We start from the raw sequence: 19,626 nt of genomic DNA on the forward strand, positions 1-19,626 counted from the left end.
CAGTGTATAACCGGATTGGCTATCGACGCACGATCAGATAAACACCCACGGCCGCCATGATGCCGGCTGGCCAGTAACCCAGTTGATTCAGCGGCCCGCCGATCACCAGCATCACACCGCCTGCCAGATGCGCGGCGCCGAGCAGGCGCAGGAACCAATCGTCCTTGCGCTTGCGCCACGGCGGCTCGGGGTCTTTGGCGTGGGGCTGGGACATGCGCTCCAGCAGGTCGCGGGTCATGTTGGCCAGGTGCGGCAGCTGTTCGAACTGGCTGTGCAGGTTGCCCAGCATGGTTTTTGGGCTCATGCGCTCGCGCATCCAGCGCTCCAGGAACGGCTGCGCGGTGTTCCACAGATCCAGGTCCGGGTACAGCTGGCGGCCCAGGCCTTCGATGTTGAGCAAGGTTTTTTGCAGCAGCACCAACTGCGGCTGTACTTCCATATTGAAGCGCTGCGCCGTCTGGAACAGGCGCATCAGCACCTGGCCGAAGGAAATATCTTTTAACGGTTTTTCGAAGATCGGCTCGCACACGGTGCGGATCGCCGCTTCGAATTCGTTGAGCTTGGTTTCCGCCGGCACCCAGCCTGAATCAATGTGCAACTGCGCCACGCGGCGGTAGTCGCGCTTGAAGAAAGCAAACAGGTTGCGCGCCAGGTAGTCCTGGTCTTCCGGGGTCAGGCTGCCGACGATGCCGCAGTCGATGGCGATGTACTGCGGGCTCCACGGGTTGACGGTGCTGACGAAGATGTTGCCCGGGTGCATGTCGGCGTGAAAGAAACTGTCGCGGAACACCTGGGTGAAGAAGATCTCCACGCCACGCTCGGCAAGCATTTTCATATCGGTGCGCTGGTCGGCCAGGGTCGCCAGGTCGGTGACCTGTACCCCATAGATGCGCTCCATCACCAGCACTTTCGGGCGGCACCAATCCCAATACACTTGGGGCACGTACAGCAGTTGCGAGCCTTCAAAGTTGCGTCGCAACTGGCTGGCGTTGGCTGCTTCGCGCAGCAGGTCGAGTTCGTCGTAGATGGTTTTTTCGTAGTCGGCGACCACATCCACCGGATGCAGCAGGCGCGCGTCGGCGGAGAAGCGTTCGGCAGCCCGGGCGAGAACAAACAGCCACGCCAGGTCCTGGCCGATGATCGGCTTGAGGCCCGGCCGAATCACCTTCACCACCACCTCTTCGCCGGTCTTGAGCTGCGCGGCGTGGACCTGCGCGACCGAGGCCGAGGCCAGGGGCTCGACATCGAAGCGGCTGAACACCTCGCTGATCTTCTGGCCCAGTTGTTCTTCGATCAGTGCCATCGACTGCTGCGAATCGAAAGGCGGCACACGGTCCTGCAGCAGCATCAGCTCGTCGGCGATGTCTTCGGGCAGCAGGTCGCGACGGGTCGAGAGGATCTGCCCGAACTTGATAAAGATCGGCCCCAAATCCTGCAACGCCAGGCGCAGGCACGCGCCTCGGCTCAGCTCCAGTTGTTTGCGCGGGAACCAGCGCCACGGCAACACATAACGCACCGCCAACAGAAACCACGGCAGGGGCAGGGCAAACAGCAGGTCATCAAGGCGGTAGCGGATTACGACGCGCTGGATACGAAACAAACGGCGGACGGCGAGCAGCTTCATGCGTTATCGCTTGGATCAAGGGAACGGCTCAGGCGCTCGAAGCGGGCCTCAAGGCGTTCCAGGTCGATTTTGGCCTTGTCGAGCTCACGAAAGCGCGCTTGCGCTTCCCGTTGCCCGACCAGGGTGCGCGATTCTTCGCTCAGGTATTCGGCGAGGTTCTGGTTGAGGCTGGCGAACCCTTGCTGGTACCAGCGCGAGCGGCTGCGCAGGTGCCCGCTGAGCAACTGGGTGGCGACGGGGCCGATCCAGCGCGACAGTTCGTATTCCCAGTCCAGCTCCAGGTCTTGCAGTACGGCGGCCAGGTCCATCAGCACCGCACTGTCGCCTTCCAGCTCCACCTCGGGGCTGTGGAGGATGGCGGTCTTGTTGCGGCTCAGCGCCAGGTGCAACAGGCTGGAGGCCGGCGCACGCAAGGTGCAGTCGGCGTCGGCGGCCCATTGAGTGGCGAGCAGCAAGCCTTCATCGCTGGGCAGAATAAACAGCTGCACGGCGGGGCTGCGGCAGTCGACGGCAATGACTTTGCCGTTCAAGTGCGCCAGCCGCGCCAGGGCGGTGCTGTCCAGGCGCAGAACACGGTTGAGGCCATGTTCGACACTGGCGAGAAGACCTGCGAGCAGCATCAGGGCTTGATACCTCGGTGCAAGGCAACGATGCCGGAGGTCATGTTGTGGTAGGTCACGCGGTCGAAACCGGCCTCCACCATCATTGACTTCAGGGTTTCCTGGTCGGGGTGCATACGGATCGATTCGGCCAGGTAGCGGTAGCTCTCGGCGTCATTGGTGATCAGCTTGCCCATCAGCGGCATAAAGGCGAACGAGTAAGTGTCGTAGACCTTGGACATCAGCGCGTTGGTCGGCTTGGAGAATTCCAGCACCAACAGGCGGCCACCCGGTTTGAGGACGCGCAGCATCGAGCGGATCGCGTCTTCCTTGTGGGTGACGTTGCGCAGGCCGAAGGCGATGGTCACGCAGTCGAAATGGTTGTCGGGGAACGGCAGCTTCTCGGCATCGGCCTGAACGAACTCGATGTTGCCGGCCACGCCTTTGTCGAGCAGGCGATCACGGCCCACCTTGAGCATCGAACCGTTGATATCGGCCAACACCACTTGGCCGGTGGGGCCAACCAGTTTGGAGAACTTGGCGGCCAGGTCGCCCGTGCCGCCGGCGATGTCCAGCACGCGGTTGCCGGTGCGTACGCCCGACAGCTCGATGGTGAAGCGCTTCCACAGGCGGTGCATACCGCCGGAAAGCACGTCGTTCATCAGGTCGTACTTGGCCGCCACGGAGTGAAACACCTCAGCGACTTTTTCCGCCTTTTGGCTTTCCGGGACGTTCTTGAAGCCGAAGTGAGTGGTGGGTTCGGCATCGCTGCCTTTGCGCTGATCAGTCATATCGCTGTCACCAAAAGAGAATGCGGGACATGATAATCCCCAAGGCCTGCTTTGTCTTGGCAAGGCTGCAGGTAAGATAGATGCTCACCGAGGCCTTTTGCCGCATGGCGGGTGTTTCGAGTCGTTATAAAGAGGAGTCATTGCAATGGCCCGTATTACCGTTGAGCGTGAACATACCCTGGGAAAAGAACAGGCGCGGGCCAAGGCCGAGCAATTGGCGCGCAAACTCGAAGATAAATATGGTGTGGAATCTTCGTGGGCCGGCGATACCCTGAAGCTCAAACGTTCCGGGGTTAAGGGCACGGTCGCGGTAGGCGAAGACTCGCTGCGCATCGATGTCGAACTCGGCCTGTTGATGTCGGCCATGAGTGGCACGATCAAGTCCGAAATCGAAAAAGCCCTGGATAAGGCGTTGGCCTGACCTGGCTTCTTAGGGTGCCGATTCTAATTTTAAACCCTACTTTGTGCCCAAGCCCTCAACTCCTGCGGGCCGTCCTCCACCCTTTTTGCGTGAGGTGCACCATGGCCAAAGTTATTTTGAAGAAAAAAATCGACGTTCAAACCACCCCCCTGAGTGAGGTTAAAAGCTATGCCCGCAAGATCTGGCTGGCGGGCCTTGGTGCCTATGCAAAGGTCGGCAGCGAGGGCGGCGAATACTTCAAAGAGCTGGTCAAGAGCGGCCAACATGTTGAAAGCAAAGGTAAAAAAGTTGTAGTTGAACAACTTGATGCCGCCAACAGTCAGATTGATCAAGTAAAGAGTAATGTCTCCGGCGTCAGAGGCTTGGTTGAAGTTCAGCTGGATAAAGTTGAAAAAGCTTTTGACACGCGTGTTGCAAGTGCCTTGAATCGAATCGGCATTGCGTCTAAACATGACGTGGAGACACTCTCTGCTAAGCTCGAAGAGCTGACGGCATTGCTCGAACGTGTCGCGCGTAAACACTAAGGAGACATCGGGATGGCTGTTAAAAAGACTACTCAGAAAGAAGGCAGCTCGTGGGTTGGGGAAGTTGAAAAATATTCCCGCAAAATCTGGCTTGCTGGTTTAGGCGTGTACTCGAAGGTTAGCAGTGACGGCGGTAAATACTTCGAGACTCTGGTCAAGGACGGCGAGAAGGCCGAGAAGTTGACCAAGAGCACAGTCGGTAAAAAAGTAGAAGCGGCCAAGGCAACTGCCGGTTCCGCCAAGTCGAGCATTTCTGACACCTGGGGCAAGTTGGAAGAAACCTTCGACAAACGCCTCAATAGTGCCATTTCGCGACTGGGCGTACCCAGCAAGGCTGAGTTAAAGGCGCTGCACAGCAAGGTCGATACCCTGACCAAGCAAATTGAGAAACTGACCGGCGCCAAAGCGGCTCCCGCCAAGACTGCCGCGGCCAAGCCTGCAGCAAAACCGGCTGCCAAACCTGCGGCTAAAACAGCTGCGGCAAAACCCGCCGTTAAAACTGCCGCCAAGCCTCTGGTTAAAGCCGCCGCCAAGCCGGCTGCAAAAGCCGCTGCCAAAGCGCCAGCCAAAACCGCTGCGAAACCTGCGGCCAAGCCAGCGGCTAAAACTGCTGCCGCTAAACCGGCCACCAAGCCTGCCGCTAAGCCAGTGGCCGCTAAAACCGCCGCGAAACCTGCGGCTAAACCGGCTGCCAAGCCTGCGGCTAAAACAGCGGCTGCCAAACCTGCCGCCAAGCCCGCCGCTGCCAAACCTGCAGCTAAACCTGCAGCGGCCAAAAAGCCTGCGGTAGCGAAAAAACCGGCAGCCGCCAAGCCTGCTGCGGCGGCCAAGCCAGCAGCGGCGCCAGCACCGGCCGCTTCTACCGCCAATTCGGTGTCCGCACCGACGCACGCGGCCGCTACTGCGACTGCAACGCCGGTCAACCCGACGCCATCCAGTCAGTCCTGATTTTTGCGGGACAGAAAAATGCCCGGCCTGTAGAGGCCGGGCATTTTTTATGCTTGGCAAAAATCAGCTATCGCGGGGCTTTATCCCAAGCCCATCAGTTGTAAGTGATCGAAACAGTCACGGCACTGGCCAGGGTACCGTGGGTAATTGCTTCTCCGGTTTTATGGTAAGCCGCTTTGAGTGGCAGTACCGCCTTGCTGGCGCTTGTCGCAACCGTACGGCTGCGTTGTACCTCGGTGCCATTGGCGGGGATGATGCCGGTGCTGGCCAGCCACAGTGCGGTGCCGCCCGATGTTCCCGTGTTGGCAAAGAGCTCGGCGTTGCCGGCAGAGGGGGTGCCGGCGAACTGGAAGATCACGTTCTTGACGTCCGAGTCGCAGTCGGCGGCAAGTTCAAAGTCGTGCTCTCCCGCAGAGTCGGTAGTGTCGAAGTCCGATACTTTGACCGCAGGCAAGGTAATCGTGCGGTTTACATCGCCGGCGTTAAGGTTGCAGGTGCCAGCATTGACCACGCCTTGAAATGTCAGGGTGCCAGTAGTGGCAGCGAGCGCGGCGGGAATGTCCAGGCTTGCGGTGATCGCCAGTAGCAGGGGCAGTGTAGGTAGACGCATCATGAGTCCTCAGGGGGTTCAGTTGTAGGTGATGTTGACGGTGGCGGTACTGGTCAGCGTGCCTTGGCCGACCGTGCCGCTCTTGTGGTACGCCGCGCCGAGTGGCAATACCGCGCGATTGCCGGTCACAACCAGCGTGCGTTCGTTGTCGCTGCCATTGGCAGCAATGGTTCGGTGAGTGCCGTCGATCCGCGAGTACAGCCAAAGCGCCACGCCGTCGGCCGTGCCGGTGTTGGCAAAGAGCAGGTTGTTGTCAGTCGATGGCTGGCCGGAAAAACGAAAGGTGACGTTGGCGGCGTCGCTGCAATTGGCCGTCAGCTCAAAATTGCGTGCGCCGGCGTAGGGGCTGCTGTTGAACGCACTGACCTGCACGGGGTCGAGCGTGATGGTGCGGTTGACATCACCGGTGGCGAGGTCGCAAGTGGCGACGGGGCTGACGAAAGTAACCGAGTTGTCGAGCTTGAGCTCAAAGCGGCCCAGAATCTGGCCGATGCGGGTCAACATCGTGTAATGGTAGACCCTTCCCGCAGGCACCTCCCCTCTGGTCACCGGCCCGATCTTGTAGAAGATTGCCTCGGCATTGGTGAAGATGGGGTGGCTTCCGCTGGGCAGGTAACCCACGGAATTGTCAAACGCGTAGAAGCTGCTCGAGGGACGGGCATCGGTAATCCTTATACGCATGCCGATGCCCGGAGCCTCGGTTTGATAGATCGTGGTGGCCTGGTGATGCAGGTAATTGCGCGATGCAACTTGTATCAGCGTCACGCTGTTGCAATTCATGAAGCGGCCCGCAGCCACGCCGCTGAACGGTTGCTCGGTGATCACGCTGCCCACCGGCAGGTCGGGCGGTACGGTGATAGTCGTCGGAAGGGAGAGGCCGTGGGTGGAGTTCATATAGCTGTCGCACTCCGCTTGCGCAGCGATCGGCAGGCCAAGCACCAGCAATGTTGAGATGAGTCTGATCAATGTCTTCATCATGCATTCCGAGCAGTCACGAGGTATTTGTCGACAGGCGCTGCATGTGCGGCAACGGGTGTTTCGCTTCGGCAGGTGCCTGCGTTCAGATGGCGTACGCGGTGGGCCGCGTCAGAGTGGGGGCGCGCACTTAGCGCGTAATGCAGCTTGCATGAAGCATCAGCTTGCGGGCCCCATTTGACGGTCAGTTGCCCTTGTGTGCGCGCCACGCGAACAAAGGCTTTACCGCCCTGGCCAACGATGCCGACGCTTGCGCCGTCTTCATCGAATACATCCGCACCGAATGGCAGCGGGTTGCCATCCTCACGCTGAGCCGTGATCAATATGGCTTGCCCACTGACCGTTTCGAACTGCAACTGCACCACCGAGCCGGCCCGAGGGGCGACGTTCTGCGCGGCGGTCTTGAGCTCTACATCGACGGACAGGTCCTTGGGGTCCAACTCGACCACGTTCTGGCGGTAAGGGGTGAGATGCGGCACCACGGCATAACCGCTTTTGCCGATCTGGGCGCTGTGGTTACCGTTGATCCTTGCGCCCAGAGCGTCGGGGGCCTGGACGAGGCCGATGGTGTCGCCCAGCTCCGGTGCAAAGGTCACGCCGCCACGGTGGGCGACGATGCCGCCAGTCATGCCCAGGGAGGTCGACTGGTACGCGTTGCTCTGGCCGTAGCTTGCCGATAGCGCGCCCTGGGACGTCTGGTATTTCAGGTCGGCGCTGGTGGCATAGCCGCTGCCCTGGGCGCGGCTGCTGCTCAAGCCGTAGCTCAATTCATTGCGTTCGCCAAGGGTGCCACCCAGGCCCAGGCGCTCACCTGAGCTTTGGCCGCCTCGGTAAACAGTGGTCGTCAGGGTGGGCGTGCGGGCACCGCTGCCCAGCGGCAGACTCACGGTAAAGTCCAGCTGCTTGTCGACATGCTCAGTCAGCAAATCACGGGTACGCTGCGCGCTGACCGTGTAGTGCAGCCCGTTCCATGTGCCGCTGTAGCCGGCGGTGAATGTCAGGTTGCCATTGTTACGGTTCCAATAGTTTTGCGAGGAGCCGGTGAGGTACACCGATCCGTCGCCCACGCGTTGATTGAGGCTGATGTCCATCCGGTCGCGCAGGCGCGACACACGGTCAAGCTTGAGCCCGTCCAGGGCGAGGTCGCGGATGTGCGCCGCATCGCTCACGCTCAAGAAACCTTCGGTGGAGTAGCGGTAGGCGCCCAGGGCGAAGTGAGTACCGGTGTGGGCGAAGTTTTTGCTATAGCGTAGCTGCACGCTTTGCCCGTCGCGTGAGCCATGCCCCGGCAGGTGGGCGTTGGACTGGGTCATGTCCAGCGACAGTGCACCGAACGGCGTGTTGAACGCAGCACCCAGTAACTGTGAGCGGTAGTCCTCGCCTATCACGGCGCCGGTATAACCGGTCAGCAAGTTGCTCAGGCCGTGTTGGTAGGTGGCCTGCATCACTCTGGGCGGATGGTGCAGGCCGATTTCATCGAGCAGCCCGGCACTCAACGAGTAACGGCTGTAGCCGGGGCGCAGCAGGTGGGCGTTGGCGGCAAAGGGGACGATGAACTCGCGGGTACGGCCATCGGCTTCGGTCACAGTGACGTTCAGATCGCCGCCATAACCGGTGGGGAACAGATCCTTGAGCACGAACGGGCCGGGCGCCACGGAGACTTCATCGAGCAGTACGCCACGCTGGCGCACAGTGACCCGTGCGCTGGTTTCGGCGACACCGCGCACCACCGGCGCAAAGCCGGTCAGCGAGTCGGGGAGCATCCGGTCATCGCTGGACAGGCTGGCGCCGCGCAGGCGCACGCTGTCGAACAGCTCGCCGGGGGTATAGATTTCGCCGAGCACCAACTGGGACTTCAAGGTGCCCAATTCCCGCTGTACATACGTGGCGCTGCTTTGATAGCCCGAGGCGGTATGGGTACGGCTGTAATTGCCATTGTGGCGCCAGTGCCAGTCGCCCAGGTTTAGCCCGGTATTCAAGCCCAGGTAGCTGGAGCCCAGGGTGCGCCCGTCGGTGCGCGTGGTGAAGGTGCTGGCGTTGTAACGTACAAACGCGGCATCCACGCCGCCATCCCAATGTTGCGGGTCGACATAGCCGCGTGGCTGACGGGCCAGGTAAATCTGCGGAACCTGCAGGTCCAGGCGACTTTCGCCCGAGTCGAACCGGCTGCTTGCGCCGGGCAGGTAGCTGGCGATGTCGGCACAGTCGGAAAGGGCAGCCGGTTGAACGCTATCGACCGTGACGCCAAACCTGAGCAACGCCTGGCGTTTCAGGCACAGTTGCGCGGTGTCCTGGCCGGCGACGTTGGAGAAGGACAGGGTTTCACGCCCGATCCACTGGCCGTTGAGGTGCACGTCGGCGCGGTAGTTGCCGGGCAGGATGACGTTGCCTTGGTTGAATTTTGCAATATCGACTTGCGCGCCCGCCTTGCCGCCCGGAAAAAAGGCTGGGTTGAATTCGACCTGTTCGGCACTGTGGGCGTAGAGGCTGCAGGCGCCGCTGATCAGCAGCAGGCTATGCACGGTCAGCTTGAATCGATGACGTGCCGGGGATGGATAGTTAACGCCGGCTGGCGTGTTGAAACTCATGTTCAGCGTTCTCGAAAAGCAGGTGTCAGCCAACGCTTGGCATAGGGATTCCCTACCCGAACCAATGGGCATCGACATAAAGAGATGGAAGCGTGGGAGGCGCCGTTCAGGGCGCGCTACGCGGGAAAGTCAGGTACCTGGGGCGTCATGGCGGGACCTTGGCGCTGTGGGCGATTTTCACGCCATAGTCGTCGAGCGTCTGGAATTGCACGGTGGCCGTGGCACTGGGCGCAGAGTTGAGCGTGGGCAGCTCAAAACGAAGGCGGCCACCGGGCACTAACATGTTTGCGCTGCTGGGCGACGCGGTTTTACGTGCGTGCCGTTGCCCCGAGTCCAGCACCTCGACGGCTTCGAAGGTCACGTGATAGGGCGTTGGGTTGAATACTTCCAGGCCCTGGCCCTGGCCCTGGGCGTTCGATACGCGTCGCCATTGCAGTTTTCCAGGTGCGGCTTGCACCCCGTACGCAAGATTGTGCGGGCGGAAAAACAGCTTGATCCGCGAGCGGAACGCCAGCTGCAGTTGATTACCGGTTTGCGCGCCTGGGGGCTGGGCAGGCACTTCCAACAGGTTGAACCAGAACAGGCTTTCCTGTGACGCTGGCAAGGGTTCGCCGGTATAGGCCACGCGCACCACTTGTTGCTTGCCTGGCTCCATGCGAAAGATCGGCGGGGTCACCACAAACGGAATGTCGCCCTGCTCCGGCGTCGAGTGCTCGTCGCCCTTGTCCAGCCAGGTTTGTACCAGCACCGGTGCCTGGTTTTTGCTTTCCAGCCTGACGGTAACCTCTTTGTCGTTTTGCGGGTAAACCACACGGGTGCTGTTGATGATCACGCTCGCCTGCAGCGTCGTTGCGCCCAGCAGCGTGAAGGTCAGCAAGGTGGTCTGCGCCAGAGTCGAAAGTGCATTCATGATGGTTGCCCCGTGCACGCGGGCAGTGCTGCCGAATGCCGCACGCGGGCACCGAAGTCGCTGACGCTGGTGAACTCAACCCTGGTCGGCGCTGGCGGGCACTCACGCAGCAGCGGCAGCGCAAAGCGTTTCACGTCGCCGGCCGGCAGCAGCAGGCTGTCGTTGGCGCTCTGGTTCGGCGCTTTGGCAAAGCGCTTGGCGGCGCTGAGCAATTCGACGGAGGCGAGCGAGACGTGATAAGGCGTCGGGTTAGTGGCTTGCAGAGCGTAGCCGCGCTCGTGGGCGACCAGTTTCCATTGCAACCTGGATGCCGCGCTTGCCACCGGGTAGGGCAACGCTTGCGGGCGCACGAGCACGCGCAACCGCGTGCGGAACGCCAATTCGATCTGGTTGTTGTCTTCACCTTTTGCGGCGCTCGGCGGCACTTCCAGCACATTCAGCCAGAACAGGCTTTCGCGATCGGCAGGCAGAGGCTCGCCCGAGTAGCGCAGGCGTAGCGCCTGTTGCTGGTGCGGCTCGATACGAAAGATCGGAGGGGACGCACTCAACGGCGCTTTTGCAGTGGCCGCGGTCGAGTACCGGTCGCCGTCGTCCAGCCAGGTCTGTACCAATGCCGGGCGGGTGCCCTTGTTTTCAAGGCGCACGATCACCTCTTGCCGTTCGGCAGGGTAGATCACCCGGGTGCCGTGGATAATGACGCCTGCGTCAGCGGTAAGCGGGCACAGCAGCATCGCAGCAGACACACAGGCGGCAACGGTAAGACGTGTCTTGATATTCATCATCTGGTCTCTTCACCCAGGGAGGAGCCTGCTTGCGCAGGCCCGCTCGCGCTTTATTCGGCGTACTCGATCATGAACCCGACTCGGGTATTGACCTTGCCTTCGGCAGCCGGGCCGCTGGCGTACAGCTGTGCTGCCAGTGGAATGGTTGCCTGGTTATCGGCGATCACCACGCCTTCGGATTTCTCCGTGTACACATTGATTGGCGTGCCGCTACGGCTAGTGATTTCTACCTGTACATTCTTGGCATTGGTGGTGTCGGACGGATCGTCATAGCCATCGATGTTCAAGCGGCCCGTGGCCACGTCGATAGCCGGGCTGGTCGGGTCGAAGGCAACCATGGCGGTACGTCCGTTGGTGCAACTGCCCTCACCCGGTGCGCCGATGCGAATGGAGAAACCAGTCAAATTGGCGCGACTGCCCGCCGTAGCCAAGCGTGCAGCGGAGACGCCACCCAGGTTTACGTCCTTGACCACGGCGCCCGTGCCCGGCGTCGCGCCTTCGACGGTGCAGGTCACATCGGTCACCAGGCCACTGAAATTGATCACGCCATCGGCGGCGTGCGCCGAGGGCGGCACAGCGGCGGTCAAGGCCAGCGCGGTGGCAACGGAAGAAAAAACGTTGGCTTTCATTATGTTCCTGATCTTGATTGATTGAAGTTTCCCGTCGCAGGTTGATACGCAGCACCTGTGAACCCGTGTCGAATTTGTTCACGGGGCGGGTGTGCATAATTTGTATCTAAAAATGAATGCGCTCTATAGTGAAGTCACGAGTTTTAGTTCGTGATTGTTCGAAAGCGTATTGTTTTGTTTAAGGTTTTTTGGCGGGGGTTGAAGTTCGGAAACTTCCTTCAGGTTTTTCTGTAAGAAGTGGCTGTAAGTAAGTGTAGTACTGTTATGTCCGCTTATTGAATCCTGCATAAGGCTGGTCTATAGCGTGCAGTACTGCATTGATTCAGGCGGGAGTTGTTATGCCAACTTCATCAGTTACTGTCTGTACCGTCATGCTGCTCGACGACCATGAAATGGTGCGCCAGGGTATCGAGCTGGGATTGAATGCCGAAGCCGACATCCAGGTCATCGGCTCCTACGGCACGGGGCGGCAATTGCTTGAGGCGCTGGCCCAGCAGCCTGCGCACGTGATAGTCATGGACTTTGTCCTGGCGCCTGCCGACATCGATGGCCTCAGCCTGCTTCAGTCACTGGGCAGGCGTTTCAGCCAGTGCCGGGCCGTGATCGTATCTTCGGACTGTTCGCCCGCCACGGTGTCGCTGGCCCTGAAGGCGGGGTGTTGGGGGATTTTGGGCAAGACTCAGAATCTGACCGAACTGATCACGGCTATTCGAACTGTCGCTCAGGGGCGGCTTTATCTACCGCCTTGTATGGTGCCGACATTACAAGGCAGGCAGTCGGCGTTCGATAACGTCACCCTGAAGTCGACAGTGGATGTTTCCATGCCGCTGTCATTGAACTCGGGACTGACGCCTAAAGAGCGGGAAGTATTGCGCTGTTTTCTCGATGGTATGTCGGTAAGTTCGATTGCAGCAAAGTTCTCCCGCAGTGCAAGTACCATCAGTACGCAAAAACAGTCGGCATATAGAAAGTTGGGCGTGCGTAACGACAGTGAACTGTTCAAGTTTATTCAGCACTTCGGTGGGCCTGAGTGAATACCGTCAATGCGGATCATCCAGATAGCCCAAGGCCCAGCGCTCGGTGGCCTGACGTGCGGGTGACACCAGGTGTGGCGCCACCAGCATCATGACCTGGTACACCACCACCCGGACCTCGCCTTCACGGTCCAGTACGCGTTGGTAATCCAGAGAAAACAGCAGGGTCATGGTGATCTGTTCCACCAATTGCCCCAGTGCCTGGGTGCCACTGACCAGTTGCCCTGCGGCTTTCAAGCGTGCCAGCAGTGAGGCCAGGGTGCGCTTGAGCGCCGTGAGCAGGTGGCGAACCCCCTTGGCCAGCTTGGGCAAGCGCCCGGCCAGGTTCGACAGGTCCTGGAACAGAAACCGATAGTGGGCCATGCGCTCCACTATCAGGTGCAGGAACAGCCAGTAATCCTCGGCCTCCAGTTGCGCATCGGCGGGGGGATCGAGCAGTGGCGCCAACTCGCTTTGAAAGCGCTCGAACAGCCCCAGCACCAACGGCTCCTTGCCATGGAAGTGGTAGTAGAGGTTGCCGGGGCTGATCCCCATTTCATTGGCCACCTCCATGGTCGATACGTTCGGTTCGCCCTTGTGGTTGAACAGCAGCAGGGCGCATTCAAGGATACGGTCGCGGGTCTTCATCCAGTCTTCTTAATGTGATCGTTGAGCTCAACGCACGCGCACGTAAGTGCCTGGCGCTGCTTCCATCGGTGGGTAGTTCTGGTTGCCCAGGGCGGTAAGCGTTTCGCGTTGTACTCCGGAACGTTGTTGTACCCATTCCAGCCACTGCGGCCACCAGCTGCCTTCGACATGCCGGGCGTCGTAGTACCAGGCACGCGGGTCGCTGCTCAGCTTTAGGTTTTCGACGTAATTGGCCTTGGGGTTGCCCGGCGGGTTGAGGATGCTCTGGACATGCCCGCTGTTGGACAGCACAAAGCGCCGCTCGCCGCCCAGCAGTTGGGTGGAGCGATACACCGCGTCCCACGGCGTGATGTGGTCGTTGATCCCGGCCACGCTGAAGCTGTCCACCGTGACCTTGCGCAAGTCGATGGGCGTGCCGCATACCTCCAGGCCACCGGGATGGCTCAGGGGGTTGTGCTTGAAGAAGTCCAGCAGGTCGCCGTGCAAGGCGGCGGGCAGGCGCGTGTTGTCGTTGTTCCAGTACAGGATGTCGAAGGCGGGCGGCTCCTTGCCCAGCAGGTAATTGTTGATCCAATAGTTCCAGATCAAGTCGTTGGGACGCATCCAGGCAAACACCTTGGCCATGTCACGGCCTTCCAGTACCCCTTGCTGGTAGGAGCGGCGCTTGGCGGCTTCCAGGGTTTGCTCATCGGCGAACAGCGTGGCCGGGCTGTCGATCTGGCTGTCGAGCAGGCTCACCAGGTAACTGGCGCTGGAGATGCGCCGCAACTGGCGCTTGGCTTGCAGGTGGCCTTGCAGCGCGGCGATGGTCAGGCCCCCGGCGCAGGCGCCCATCAGGTTGACCTCGCGGGCACCGGTGATGGCCCGGCAGACATTCAGGGCTTCCTCCAAGGCCGCCACATAGGTGGACAAGCCCCATTCACGATGCCGCACGTCCGGGTTGCGCCAACTGACCATGAAGGTTTGCAGGCCGTTTTTAAGGGCGTATTGCACAAAGCTGTTGGCCGGGCTCAGGTCGAAGATGTAGTACTTGTTGATCTGCGGCGGCACCACCAGCAGCGGCTTGGCGTACTGTTTTTCGCTCATGGGCTTGTACTGGATCAGCTCCAGCAGTTCGTTGCGAAACACCACCGAGCCGGGCGTGGTCGCCACGGTCTTGCCCACTTCAAAGGCGTGCTTGCTGACCTGGCGCGGCAAACCGTTGTTGTGCAGCAGGTCTTCGAACAGGTTACTCACACCGCGCACCACGCTGTTGCCGCCGGAGTTGAGCAACTCCTTGATCGCCAGCGGGTTGAGCAGCGTGTTGGAAGGGGACACGGCATCGTTGAGCAGGGCGAAGGCGAACTGCGCGCGGGCGCGATCATCGTCACTGAGGGTGCTGTCATCGATCCAGTGGCGCGTCTGTTTCTGCCAGCTCAGATACGCTTGCAAGCTGCGTCGGTACAGCGGGTTGAGCTTCCAGGTGGGGTCGCTGAAGCGATTGTCTCTGGGGTTGGGCTCGTGCACGGTTTCACCCAGCAGCACCCGGCCTAGTTGTCCGCCCAGCGCCAGGGCGTGGCGGGCAGTGTGCACCGGGTTGCGCAGGCCGTGTGCGGCGACGGTGCGCAGGGTTGACAGCAAGTCCCGGCCGCGCAGGCCGGTGATCGCATTTTGCGCGTTGATGAACGCAGCGGGGGTGGGCGCCGGGTTCGTCACGGGTCTTTCTCGCATGAGCCAACACTCCTTCGTCAAGACATCAAGCAGGCACGCCAATCCAGAACCATAGTCGGTTCCTGGCAAGTTGCGCGGTGGTGTGGTCCTTCACACCGCCGGTCGCGGATGTATCACGGCGCGCAGGCGCTCCTCTTCGAGAAACTTCATGATGATCGGCGCCACGGCCTCGGCCCGGGTGATCAGGAACAGATGGCCGTCATCGATGATGTGCAACTGCGCATTGGGGATGCGCCAGGCGAGCATGCGCATGTTGACCAGCGGGATCAGCGGGTCATCGTCGCCGGCCAATACCAGGGTGGGCTGGCGGATCTTGTGCAGCCAATGAATGCTGGTCCAGCCCAGGCCCGCGAACAGCTGCCAGTAGTAGCCCAGCTTGCCGGCCGAGCGCACCTTGCTGGCGTGTTCGGCGGCCAGTTTCGAATCGCGGCGGAACGAGCCGCCATAAATCATCGGTGCAATGCGCACCACGTGGGACGGTTGGATATAACGCCTGGGGCTTGCCATCAGCCACAGCACTTTAGGCTTGCCCGGCACCATAAACGCCCCGGCAGCCGTGGCCGCCAGGATCAGCTTCTTGCAGCGTTCCGGGTAGTCATAGGCGAACTGCTGCGCCAGGGCCCCGCCCCAGGACACACCCACGGCGTTCACCTGGCCGTAGTCGAGGTAATCAAGCATACGTGCGGTGAGTTTGGCCAGGCCGGGGAAGCGATAGGGCCGGTTCGGCGTCGAGGAACCGCCAACGCCGGGCACATCGAAGGCGATCACTTCCAGGTCCGGGTCCAGGGCCTGGACGAACGGGAACACCAGCTCTAGGTTGGCGCCGATGCCGTTGAAGATCAGCAGCGGGGTCAAGTGCGGCTTGCCCGGACGCACCGCCGTGCGGATGGTCTGGCCATCCAGGTCGATGGTACGGAAGATGAACGGTTGCGCCATGCTCAAGCCCTGTGAAGTGGTGCTGTTCGTCTGTAGGAACTCGGTCAATGTGGGAGCTGGCAAGCCAGCTCCCACATTGATCTCATTTCAATTACCAAAAGTGCCTAGCGTTCATGTACATAGGTACCCGGCGCCGCTTCGGCGGCGGTATAGGTTTTATTGCCTAATATAGTCGGGGCTTTTTTCAGTTTTCCCGCCCGCTCCGCCTGCCAAACCTGCCAGTGCAGCCACCACGAATCGGTGTGCTTGGTGGCGTTCTCCTGCCACTCCAACGCACTGCCCGACAAGCCCTCGCTGGTCTGGTAGCGCGCCTTGGGGTTGCCCGGCGGGTTAAGGATGCTTTGAATGTGCCCACTGCTGGACAGCACGAACTCGACCTTGCCGCCAAACAACTGCGCCGATTTGTAGCAGGACTGCCACGGCGTGATGTGGTCGTTGGTGCCGGCCAGGGAGTAGATGTCAGCAGTGACCTGCTTGAGGTCGATGGGCGTGCCGCACACTTCCAGGGCGTTGGCGCGTACCAATGGGTTGTTCTTGAACAGTTCGATCAGGTCGCCATGGAACGCGGCCGGCAAGCGGGTGGTGTCGTTGTTCCAGAACAGGATGTCGAACACCGGCGGTTCGTTGCCCAGCAGGTAATTGTTGACCCAGTAGTTCCAGATCAGATCGTTGGGACGCATCCAGGCAAATACCTTGGCCATGTCGCGGCCTTCCAGCACACCGGCCTGGTAGGAATGGCGCTTGGCCGCTTCCAGGGTCTGTTCATCCACAAACAGCGCCACCTGGGTGTCCAGGGTGGTATCCAGCACGCTCACCAACAGCGTCAGGGCGTTGACCTTCTTCTCGCCCAGCGCCGCGTAGTGGCCCAACAGTGCGGTGCAGGTGATGCCGCCGGAGCAGGCACCCAGCATATTCACATCCTTGCTGCCCGTGATCGCCGTGACCACGTCCACTGCTTCCTTGAGCGCCTCGATATAAGTCGACAGGCCCCATTCGCGCTGGGCCTTGGTAGGGTTGCGCCAACTGACGATAAAGGTCTGCTGGCCATTGCGCAGGCAAAAGCGCGCCAGGCTCTTATCCGGGCACAGGTCGAATACGTAGAATTTGTTGATCTGCGGCGGTACCACCAGCAGCGGGCGCTCATGCACCTGCTCGGTAATGGGCTTGTACTGGATCAGCTCCAGCACATCGTTGCGAAACACCACCGCGCCTTCGCTGGTGCCCAGGGTCTTGCCGACCTCAAAGGCACCCATGTTGACTTGGCTCGGCATACCGCCGTTGTGCACCATGTCTTTGGCCAGGTGGGACAAACCGTCGAGCAGGCTTTTGCCGCCGGTTTCAAAGAAGCGCTTGACCGCCGCCGGGTTGGCCGCGCTGTTGGTGGGGGCCATGGCTTCGGTCATCAGGTTGATCACGAAGTGGCCGCGGCTGATATCTTGTGCCGACAGGTTGCTGTCGTCGATCCAGTCGTGCAGTTCCTTGCGCCACGCCAGGTAAGTCTGCAAATAACGTTTGTAGAGCGGGTTCTGGCTCCAGGCCGGGTCGTTGAAGCGACGGTCATCGCCTTCAGGCGCCAGCTGGGATTTGCCGAACATCACATTCTTCAACTCGACGCCAAAGTGGGCGACGTGCTTGACGCTGTGCAACGGTTGCTTGATGGCTTGGGTCAGCACCATCTTGGCCGAGGCCAGTAAATCCTTTTTGCGTAACGCGATGATCGGGTTCAACCCCAGGGTGTTTTCCGAGGCCTGGCGTTTCAAGTCATCGTTATTCTTGTTACTCATCTACGACGCTCCATTGTCCGAAAGACGAGTACCGGCGATTGCTGCGCACCCAATTTCGATACACGACACCAGCCTGGTACTGCGACCCGGGTGACCGTTGATACCGCATCGTCAAATGCAGGGAACTTGCCAGCTCCATTGGTTACCCGAGTTTATTTTTTTTCGCAAGCGGGCCGATCATTGGCCACGCGACAGGGCATTCAAGCAGATGAAATTAGAAAATGCGCTCTAAACACCAAGAGGCCTGTGCTAGAGCATCAGCCGCACGACCGACTCACTCGGGTCGCGGGTTTTTCCGGCGGCTTTGAGCTCGGCCAGGTAGTCGGCCCATAGCGCGTCCTGACGTACGGCTAATTGGTAGAGGTAGTCCCAGGTGAACAGTCCGCTGTCATGGCCGTCGTCGAAGGTCAATTTCAGTGCGTACTGACCAGCCGGTTCCAGCTTGATCAACCTGACGTTGAGCTTGCCGAATTGCAGGATGGGTTTGCCGTGGCCCTGGACCTCGGCGGAAGGGGAGTGCACCCGCAGGAACTCGGCGGGCAGTTGGTAAACCTCGTCGGGACCGTAGGTAAGGCCGAGGGTGTTGGAGGTTTTGTGCAGGTTTACTGCGGTAGGAAATTTCGACATTGGAGATAACCCTGTAGGAACCGGCTCAAAATGTGAGAGGGACCCATGTGGGAGCCGGGCTTGCCCGCGATGCAGGCACCTCGGTGTTTCAGGAACACTGAGGTGATGCTATCGCAGGCAAGCCAGCTCCCACACAAGCCACTCTCACATTGAGTGAGGCTTACAGGATATAACGAGACAAGTCTTCGTTCTGCGCCAATTCGCCCAAGTGGCTGTTGACGTAGTCAGCATCGATCTTGATCGCTTCGCCATTCTGCGCACCGGCCATGTCGCCGGCACTGAACGACACTTCCTCCAGCAAGCGCTCAAGCAAGGTATGCAGGCGACGGGCACCGATGTTCTCGGTCTTCTCGTTGACCTGCCAGGCGATCTCCGCCAAACGCTTGATACCGTCCGCCTGGAACTCGATACCCAGGCCCTCGGTTTTCAGCAACTCACGGTACTGCTCGGTAAGCGAAGCGTGGGGTTCGCTGAGGATGCGCTCGAAGTCGCCGGGGGTCAGCGCCTTGAGTTCCACACGAATCGGCAGGCGGCCTTGCAGCTCGGGTACCAGGTCGCTTGGCTTGCTCAGGTGGAACGCGCCGGAGGCGATAAACAGAATGTGGTCAGTTTTGACCATGCCCAGCTTGGTGTTGACGGTGCAGCCTTCGATCAGCGGCAACAGGTCACGCTGTACACCCTCGCGGGATACATCGACGCCGCCGGAGTTGCCGCGCTTGGCCACTTTGTCGATCTCATCGATAAACACGATGCCGTGCTGCTCGACCGCTTCCAGGGCCTTGGCCTTGAGTTCTTCCTCGTTGACCAGGCGCCCGGCTTCTTCGTCGCGCACCAGCTTCAGCGCTTCTTTCACCTTGAGCTTGCGGCTTTTCTTCTTGCCCTTGCCCATGTTGGCGAACAGGTTCTGCAACTGGCTGGTCATTTCTTCCATGCCAGGCGGGGCAGAAATATCCACGCCGGACACTTCAGCCACTTCGATTTCGATTTCCTTGTCATCGAGCAGGCCTTCACGCAGGCGCTTGCGGAACAGCTGACGGGTGTTGGAATCGGACGACGGTGCGGCGTCTTCGTTGAAACCCATGCGGGCCGGTGGCAGCAGGGCGTCGAGGATGCGCTCTTCGGCGGCGTCTTCGGCGCGGTGGCTGACCTTGGTCACTTCCTGTTCGCGCAGCATCTTGAGGGCGGCATCGGCCAGGTCACGGATGATCGACTCGACGTCGCGGCCCACATAGCCGACTTCGGTGAACTTGGTCGCTTCGACCTTGATGAACGGGGCGTTCGCCAATTTGGCCAGGCGCCGGGCGATTTCGGTTTTACCGACGCCGGTCGGGCCGATCATCAGGATGTTCTTGGGCGTTACTTCAACGCGCAGTTCTTCGGGCAGTTGCATCCGGCGCCAGCGGTTACGCAGCGCAATGGCAACGGCGCGCTTGGCATCGTCCTGGCCGATGATATGGCGATTGAGTTCATGGACGATTTCGCGGGGGGTCATGGACATAGTGTCTGG

Annotated in this window: 19 protein-coding genes; 4 read left to right on the forward strand and 15 right to left on the reverse strand. The window is 60.4% G+C overall.

Annotated features, from left to right (window positions below):
* Positions 1 to 19: 19 nt before the first annotated feature.
* Genes ubiB through ubiE form a run of 3 tightly spaced genes read right to left on the reverse strand, consistent with a single transcriptional unit; the run spans position 20 to position 3,014 of the window.
* Positions 20 to 1,624, reverse strand: a complete 1,605-nt coding sequence (ubiB, locus tag JFT63_RS19285; RefSeq protein ID WP_198844536.1) for a ubiquinone biosynthesis regulatory protein kinase UbiB — start codon at positions 1,622 to 1,624, stop codon at positions 20 to 22.
* The gene (locus JFT63_RS19290) at positions 1,621 to 2,244 is read right to left on the reverse strand and encodes a ubiquinone biosynthesis accessory factor UbiJ (protein ID WP_005784000.1); all 624 of its coding nucleotides are present in this window, start codon (positions 2,242 to 2,244) and stop codon (positions 1,621 to 1,623) included. The genes ubiB and JFT63_RS19290 overlap by 4 nt, the downstream gene beginning before the upstream one ends.
* Positions 2,244 to 3,014 (reverse strand): bifunctional demethylmenaquinone methyltransferase/2-methoxy-6-polyprenyl-1,4-benzoquinol methylase UbiE, encoded by a 771-nt coding sequence (gene ubiE, locus JFT63_RS19295; RefSeq protein WP_003171186.1) that lies wholly within the window; start codon positions 3,012 to 3,014, stop codon positions 2,244 to 2,246. Before ubiE ends, JFT63_RS19290 begins: the two co-directional genes overlap by 1 nt.
* 145 nt (positions 3,015 to 3,159) lie before the next feature.
* Between ubiE and JFT63_RS19300 the strand changes: the two genes are divergently transcribed.
* From JFT63_RS19300 to JFT63_RS19310, 3 genes are all read left to right on the forward strand, one after another.
* The gene (locus JFT63_RS19300) at positions 3,160 to 3,435 is read left to right on the forward strand and encodes a polyhydroxyalkanoic acid system family protein (RefSeq protein ID WP_057702483.1); all 276 of its coding nucleotides are present in this window, start codon (positions 3,160 to 3,162) and stop codon (positions 3,433 to 3,435) included.
* Positions 3,436 to 3,536: 101 nt separating this feature from the next.
* Entirely contained in the window at positions 3,537 to 3,959 is a 423-nt protein-coding gene (locus tag JFT63_RS19305) for a phasin family protein (protein WP_057702484.1), read from the forward strand.
* A 12-nt stretch (positions 3,960 to 3,971) separates the two neighbouring features.
* Entirely contained in the window at positions 3,972 to 4,907 is a 936-nt protein-coding gene (locus tag JFT63_RS19310; protein WP_198707428.1) for a phasin family protein, read from the forward strand.
* Between the two features lie 94 nt (positions 4,908 to 5,001).
* On the opposite strand, the gene JFT63_RS19315 is transcribed toward JFT63_RS19310, so the two are convergent.
* The 6 genes from JFT63_RS19315 to JFT63_RS19340 form a co-directional block, all read right to left on the reverse strand.
* Positions 5,002 to 5,517 carry a fimbrial protein gene (locus JFT63_RS19315; protein ID WP_057702707.1) on the reverse strand — a complete coding sequence of 172 codons (516 nt, stop codon included), beginning with the start codon at positions 5,515 to 5,517 and terminating at the stop codon, positions 5,002 to 5,004.
* Positions 5,518 to 5,535: 18 nt separating this feature from the next.
* Complete coding sequence (locus tag JFT63_RS19320) at positions 5,536 to 6,492, reverse strand: fimbrial protein (protein WP_057702486.1); 957 nt, start codon at positions 6,490 to 6,492, stop codon at positions 5,536 to 5,538.
* Positions 6,492 to 9,080, reverse strand: a complete 2,589-nt coding sequence (locus JFT63_RS19325; RefSeq protein ID WP_233102349.1) for a fimbria/pilus outer membrane usher protein — start codon at positions 9,078 to 9,080, stop codon at positions 6,492 to 6,494. The genes JFT63_RS19320 and JFT63_RS19325 overlap by 1 nt, the downstream gene beginning before the upstream one ends.
* A gap of 145 nt (positions 9,081 to 9,225) precedes the next feature.
* The gene (locus JFT63_RS19330) at positions 9,226 to 9,990 is read right to left on the reverse strand and encodes a fimbrial biogenesis chaperone (protein WP_198844537.1); all 765 of its coding nucleotides are present in this window, start codon (positions 9,988 to 9,990) and stop codon (positions 9,226 to 9,228) included.
* Positions 9,987 to 10,769, reverse strand: a complete 783-nt coding sequence (locus tag JFT63_RS19335; RefSeq protein ID WP_198844538.1) for a fimbria/pilus periplasmic chaperone — start codon at positions 10,767 to 10,769, stop codon at positions 9,987 to 9,989. The genes JFT63_RS19330 and JFT63_RS19335 overlap by 4 nt, the downstream gene beginning before the upstream one ends.
* 53 nt (positions 10,770 to 10,822) lie before the next feature.
* Positions 10,823 to 11,401: a fimbrial protein gene (locus JFT63_RS19340; protein WP_198844539.1), complete on the reverse strand. Its 579-nt coding sequence runs from the start codon at positions 11,399 to 11,401 to the stop codon at positions 10,823 to 10,825.
* Between the two features lie 338 nt (positions 11,402 to 11,739).
* On the opposite strand from JFT63_RS19340, the gene JFT63_RS19345 reads away from it, so the two are divergent.
* Complete coding sequence (locus JFT63_RS19345; RefSeq protein WP_232910344.1) at positions 11,740 to 12,435, forward strand: response regulator transcription factor; 696 nt, start codon at positions 11,740 to 11,742, stop codon at positions 12,433 to 12,435.
* 6 nt (positions 12,436 to 12,441) lie between these two features.
* Here JFT63_RS19345 and JFT63_RS19350 read toward each other — a convergent pair whose 3' ends face one another.
* The 6 genes from JFT63_RS19350 to hslU all read right to left on the reverse strand — a co-directional run bounded on the left by JFT63_RS19350 (position 12,442) and on the right by hslU (position 19,617).
* Positions 12,442 to 13,062, reverse strand: a complete 621-nt coding sequence (locus tag JFT63_RS19350; protein WP_057702491.1) for a TetR/AcrR family transcriptional regulator — start codon at positions 13,060 to 13,062, stop codon at positions 12,442 to 12,444.
* 27 nt (positions 13,063 to 13,089) lie between these two features.
* The gene (gene phaC / locus JFT63_RS19355) at positions 13,090 to 14,772 is read right to left on the reverse strand and encodes a class II poly(R)-hydroxyalkanoic acid synthase (protein WP_057702492.1); all 1,683 of its coding nucleotides are present in this window, start codon (positions 14,770 to 14,772) and stop codon (positions 13,090 to 13,092) included.
* A 90-nt stretch (positions 14,773 to 14,862) separates the two neighbouring features.
* Positions 14,863 to 15,708, reverse strand: coding sequence for a poly(3-hydroxyalkanoate) depolymerase (phaZ, locus tag JFT63_RS19360; protein ID WP_019820034.1), 846 nt, complete (start codon positions 15,706 to 15,708; stop codon positions 14,863 to 14,865).
* A 104-nt stretch (positions 15,709 to 15,812) separates the two neighbouring features.
* Complete coding sequence (gene phaC, locus JFT63_RS19365; RefSeq protein WP_057702493.1) at positions 15,813 to 17,492, reverse strand: class II poly(R)-hydroxyalkanoic acid synthase; 1,680 nt, start codon at positions 17,490 to 17,492, stop codon at positions 15,813 to 15,815.
* Between the two features lie 249 nt (positions 17,493 to 17,741).
* Positions 17,742 to 18,119 carry a gamma-butyrobetaine hydroxylase-like domain-containing protein gene (locus JFT63_RS19370; RefSeq protein WP_019820036.1) on the reverse strand — a complete coding sequence of 126 codons (378 nt, stop codon included), beginning with the start codon at positions 18,117 to 18,119 and terminating at the stop codon, positions 17,742 to 17,744.
* 160 nt (positions 18,120 to 18,279) lie between these two features.
* The gene (hslU, locus tag JFT63_RS19375; protein ID WP_198844540.1) at positions 18,280 to 19,617 is read right to left on the reverse strand and encodes an ATP-dependent protease ATPase subunit HslU; all 1,338 of its coding nucleotides are present in this window, start codon (positions 19,615 to 19,617) and stop codon (positions 18,280 to 18,282) included.
* Positions 19,618 to 19,626 lie beyond the last annotated feature (9 nt).

This window comes from Pseudomonas sp. MF7453, assembly GCF_016405455.1.
Classification (GTDB): domain Bacteria; phylum Pseudomonadota; class Gammaproteobacteria; order Pseudomonadales; family Pseudomonadaceae; genus Aquipseudomonas; species Aquipseudomonas paralactis.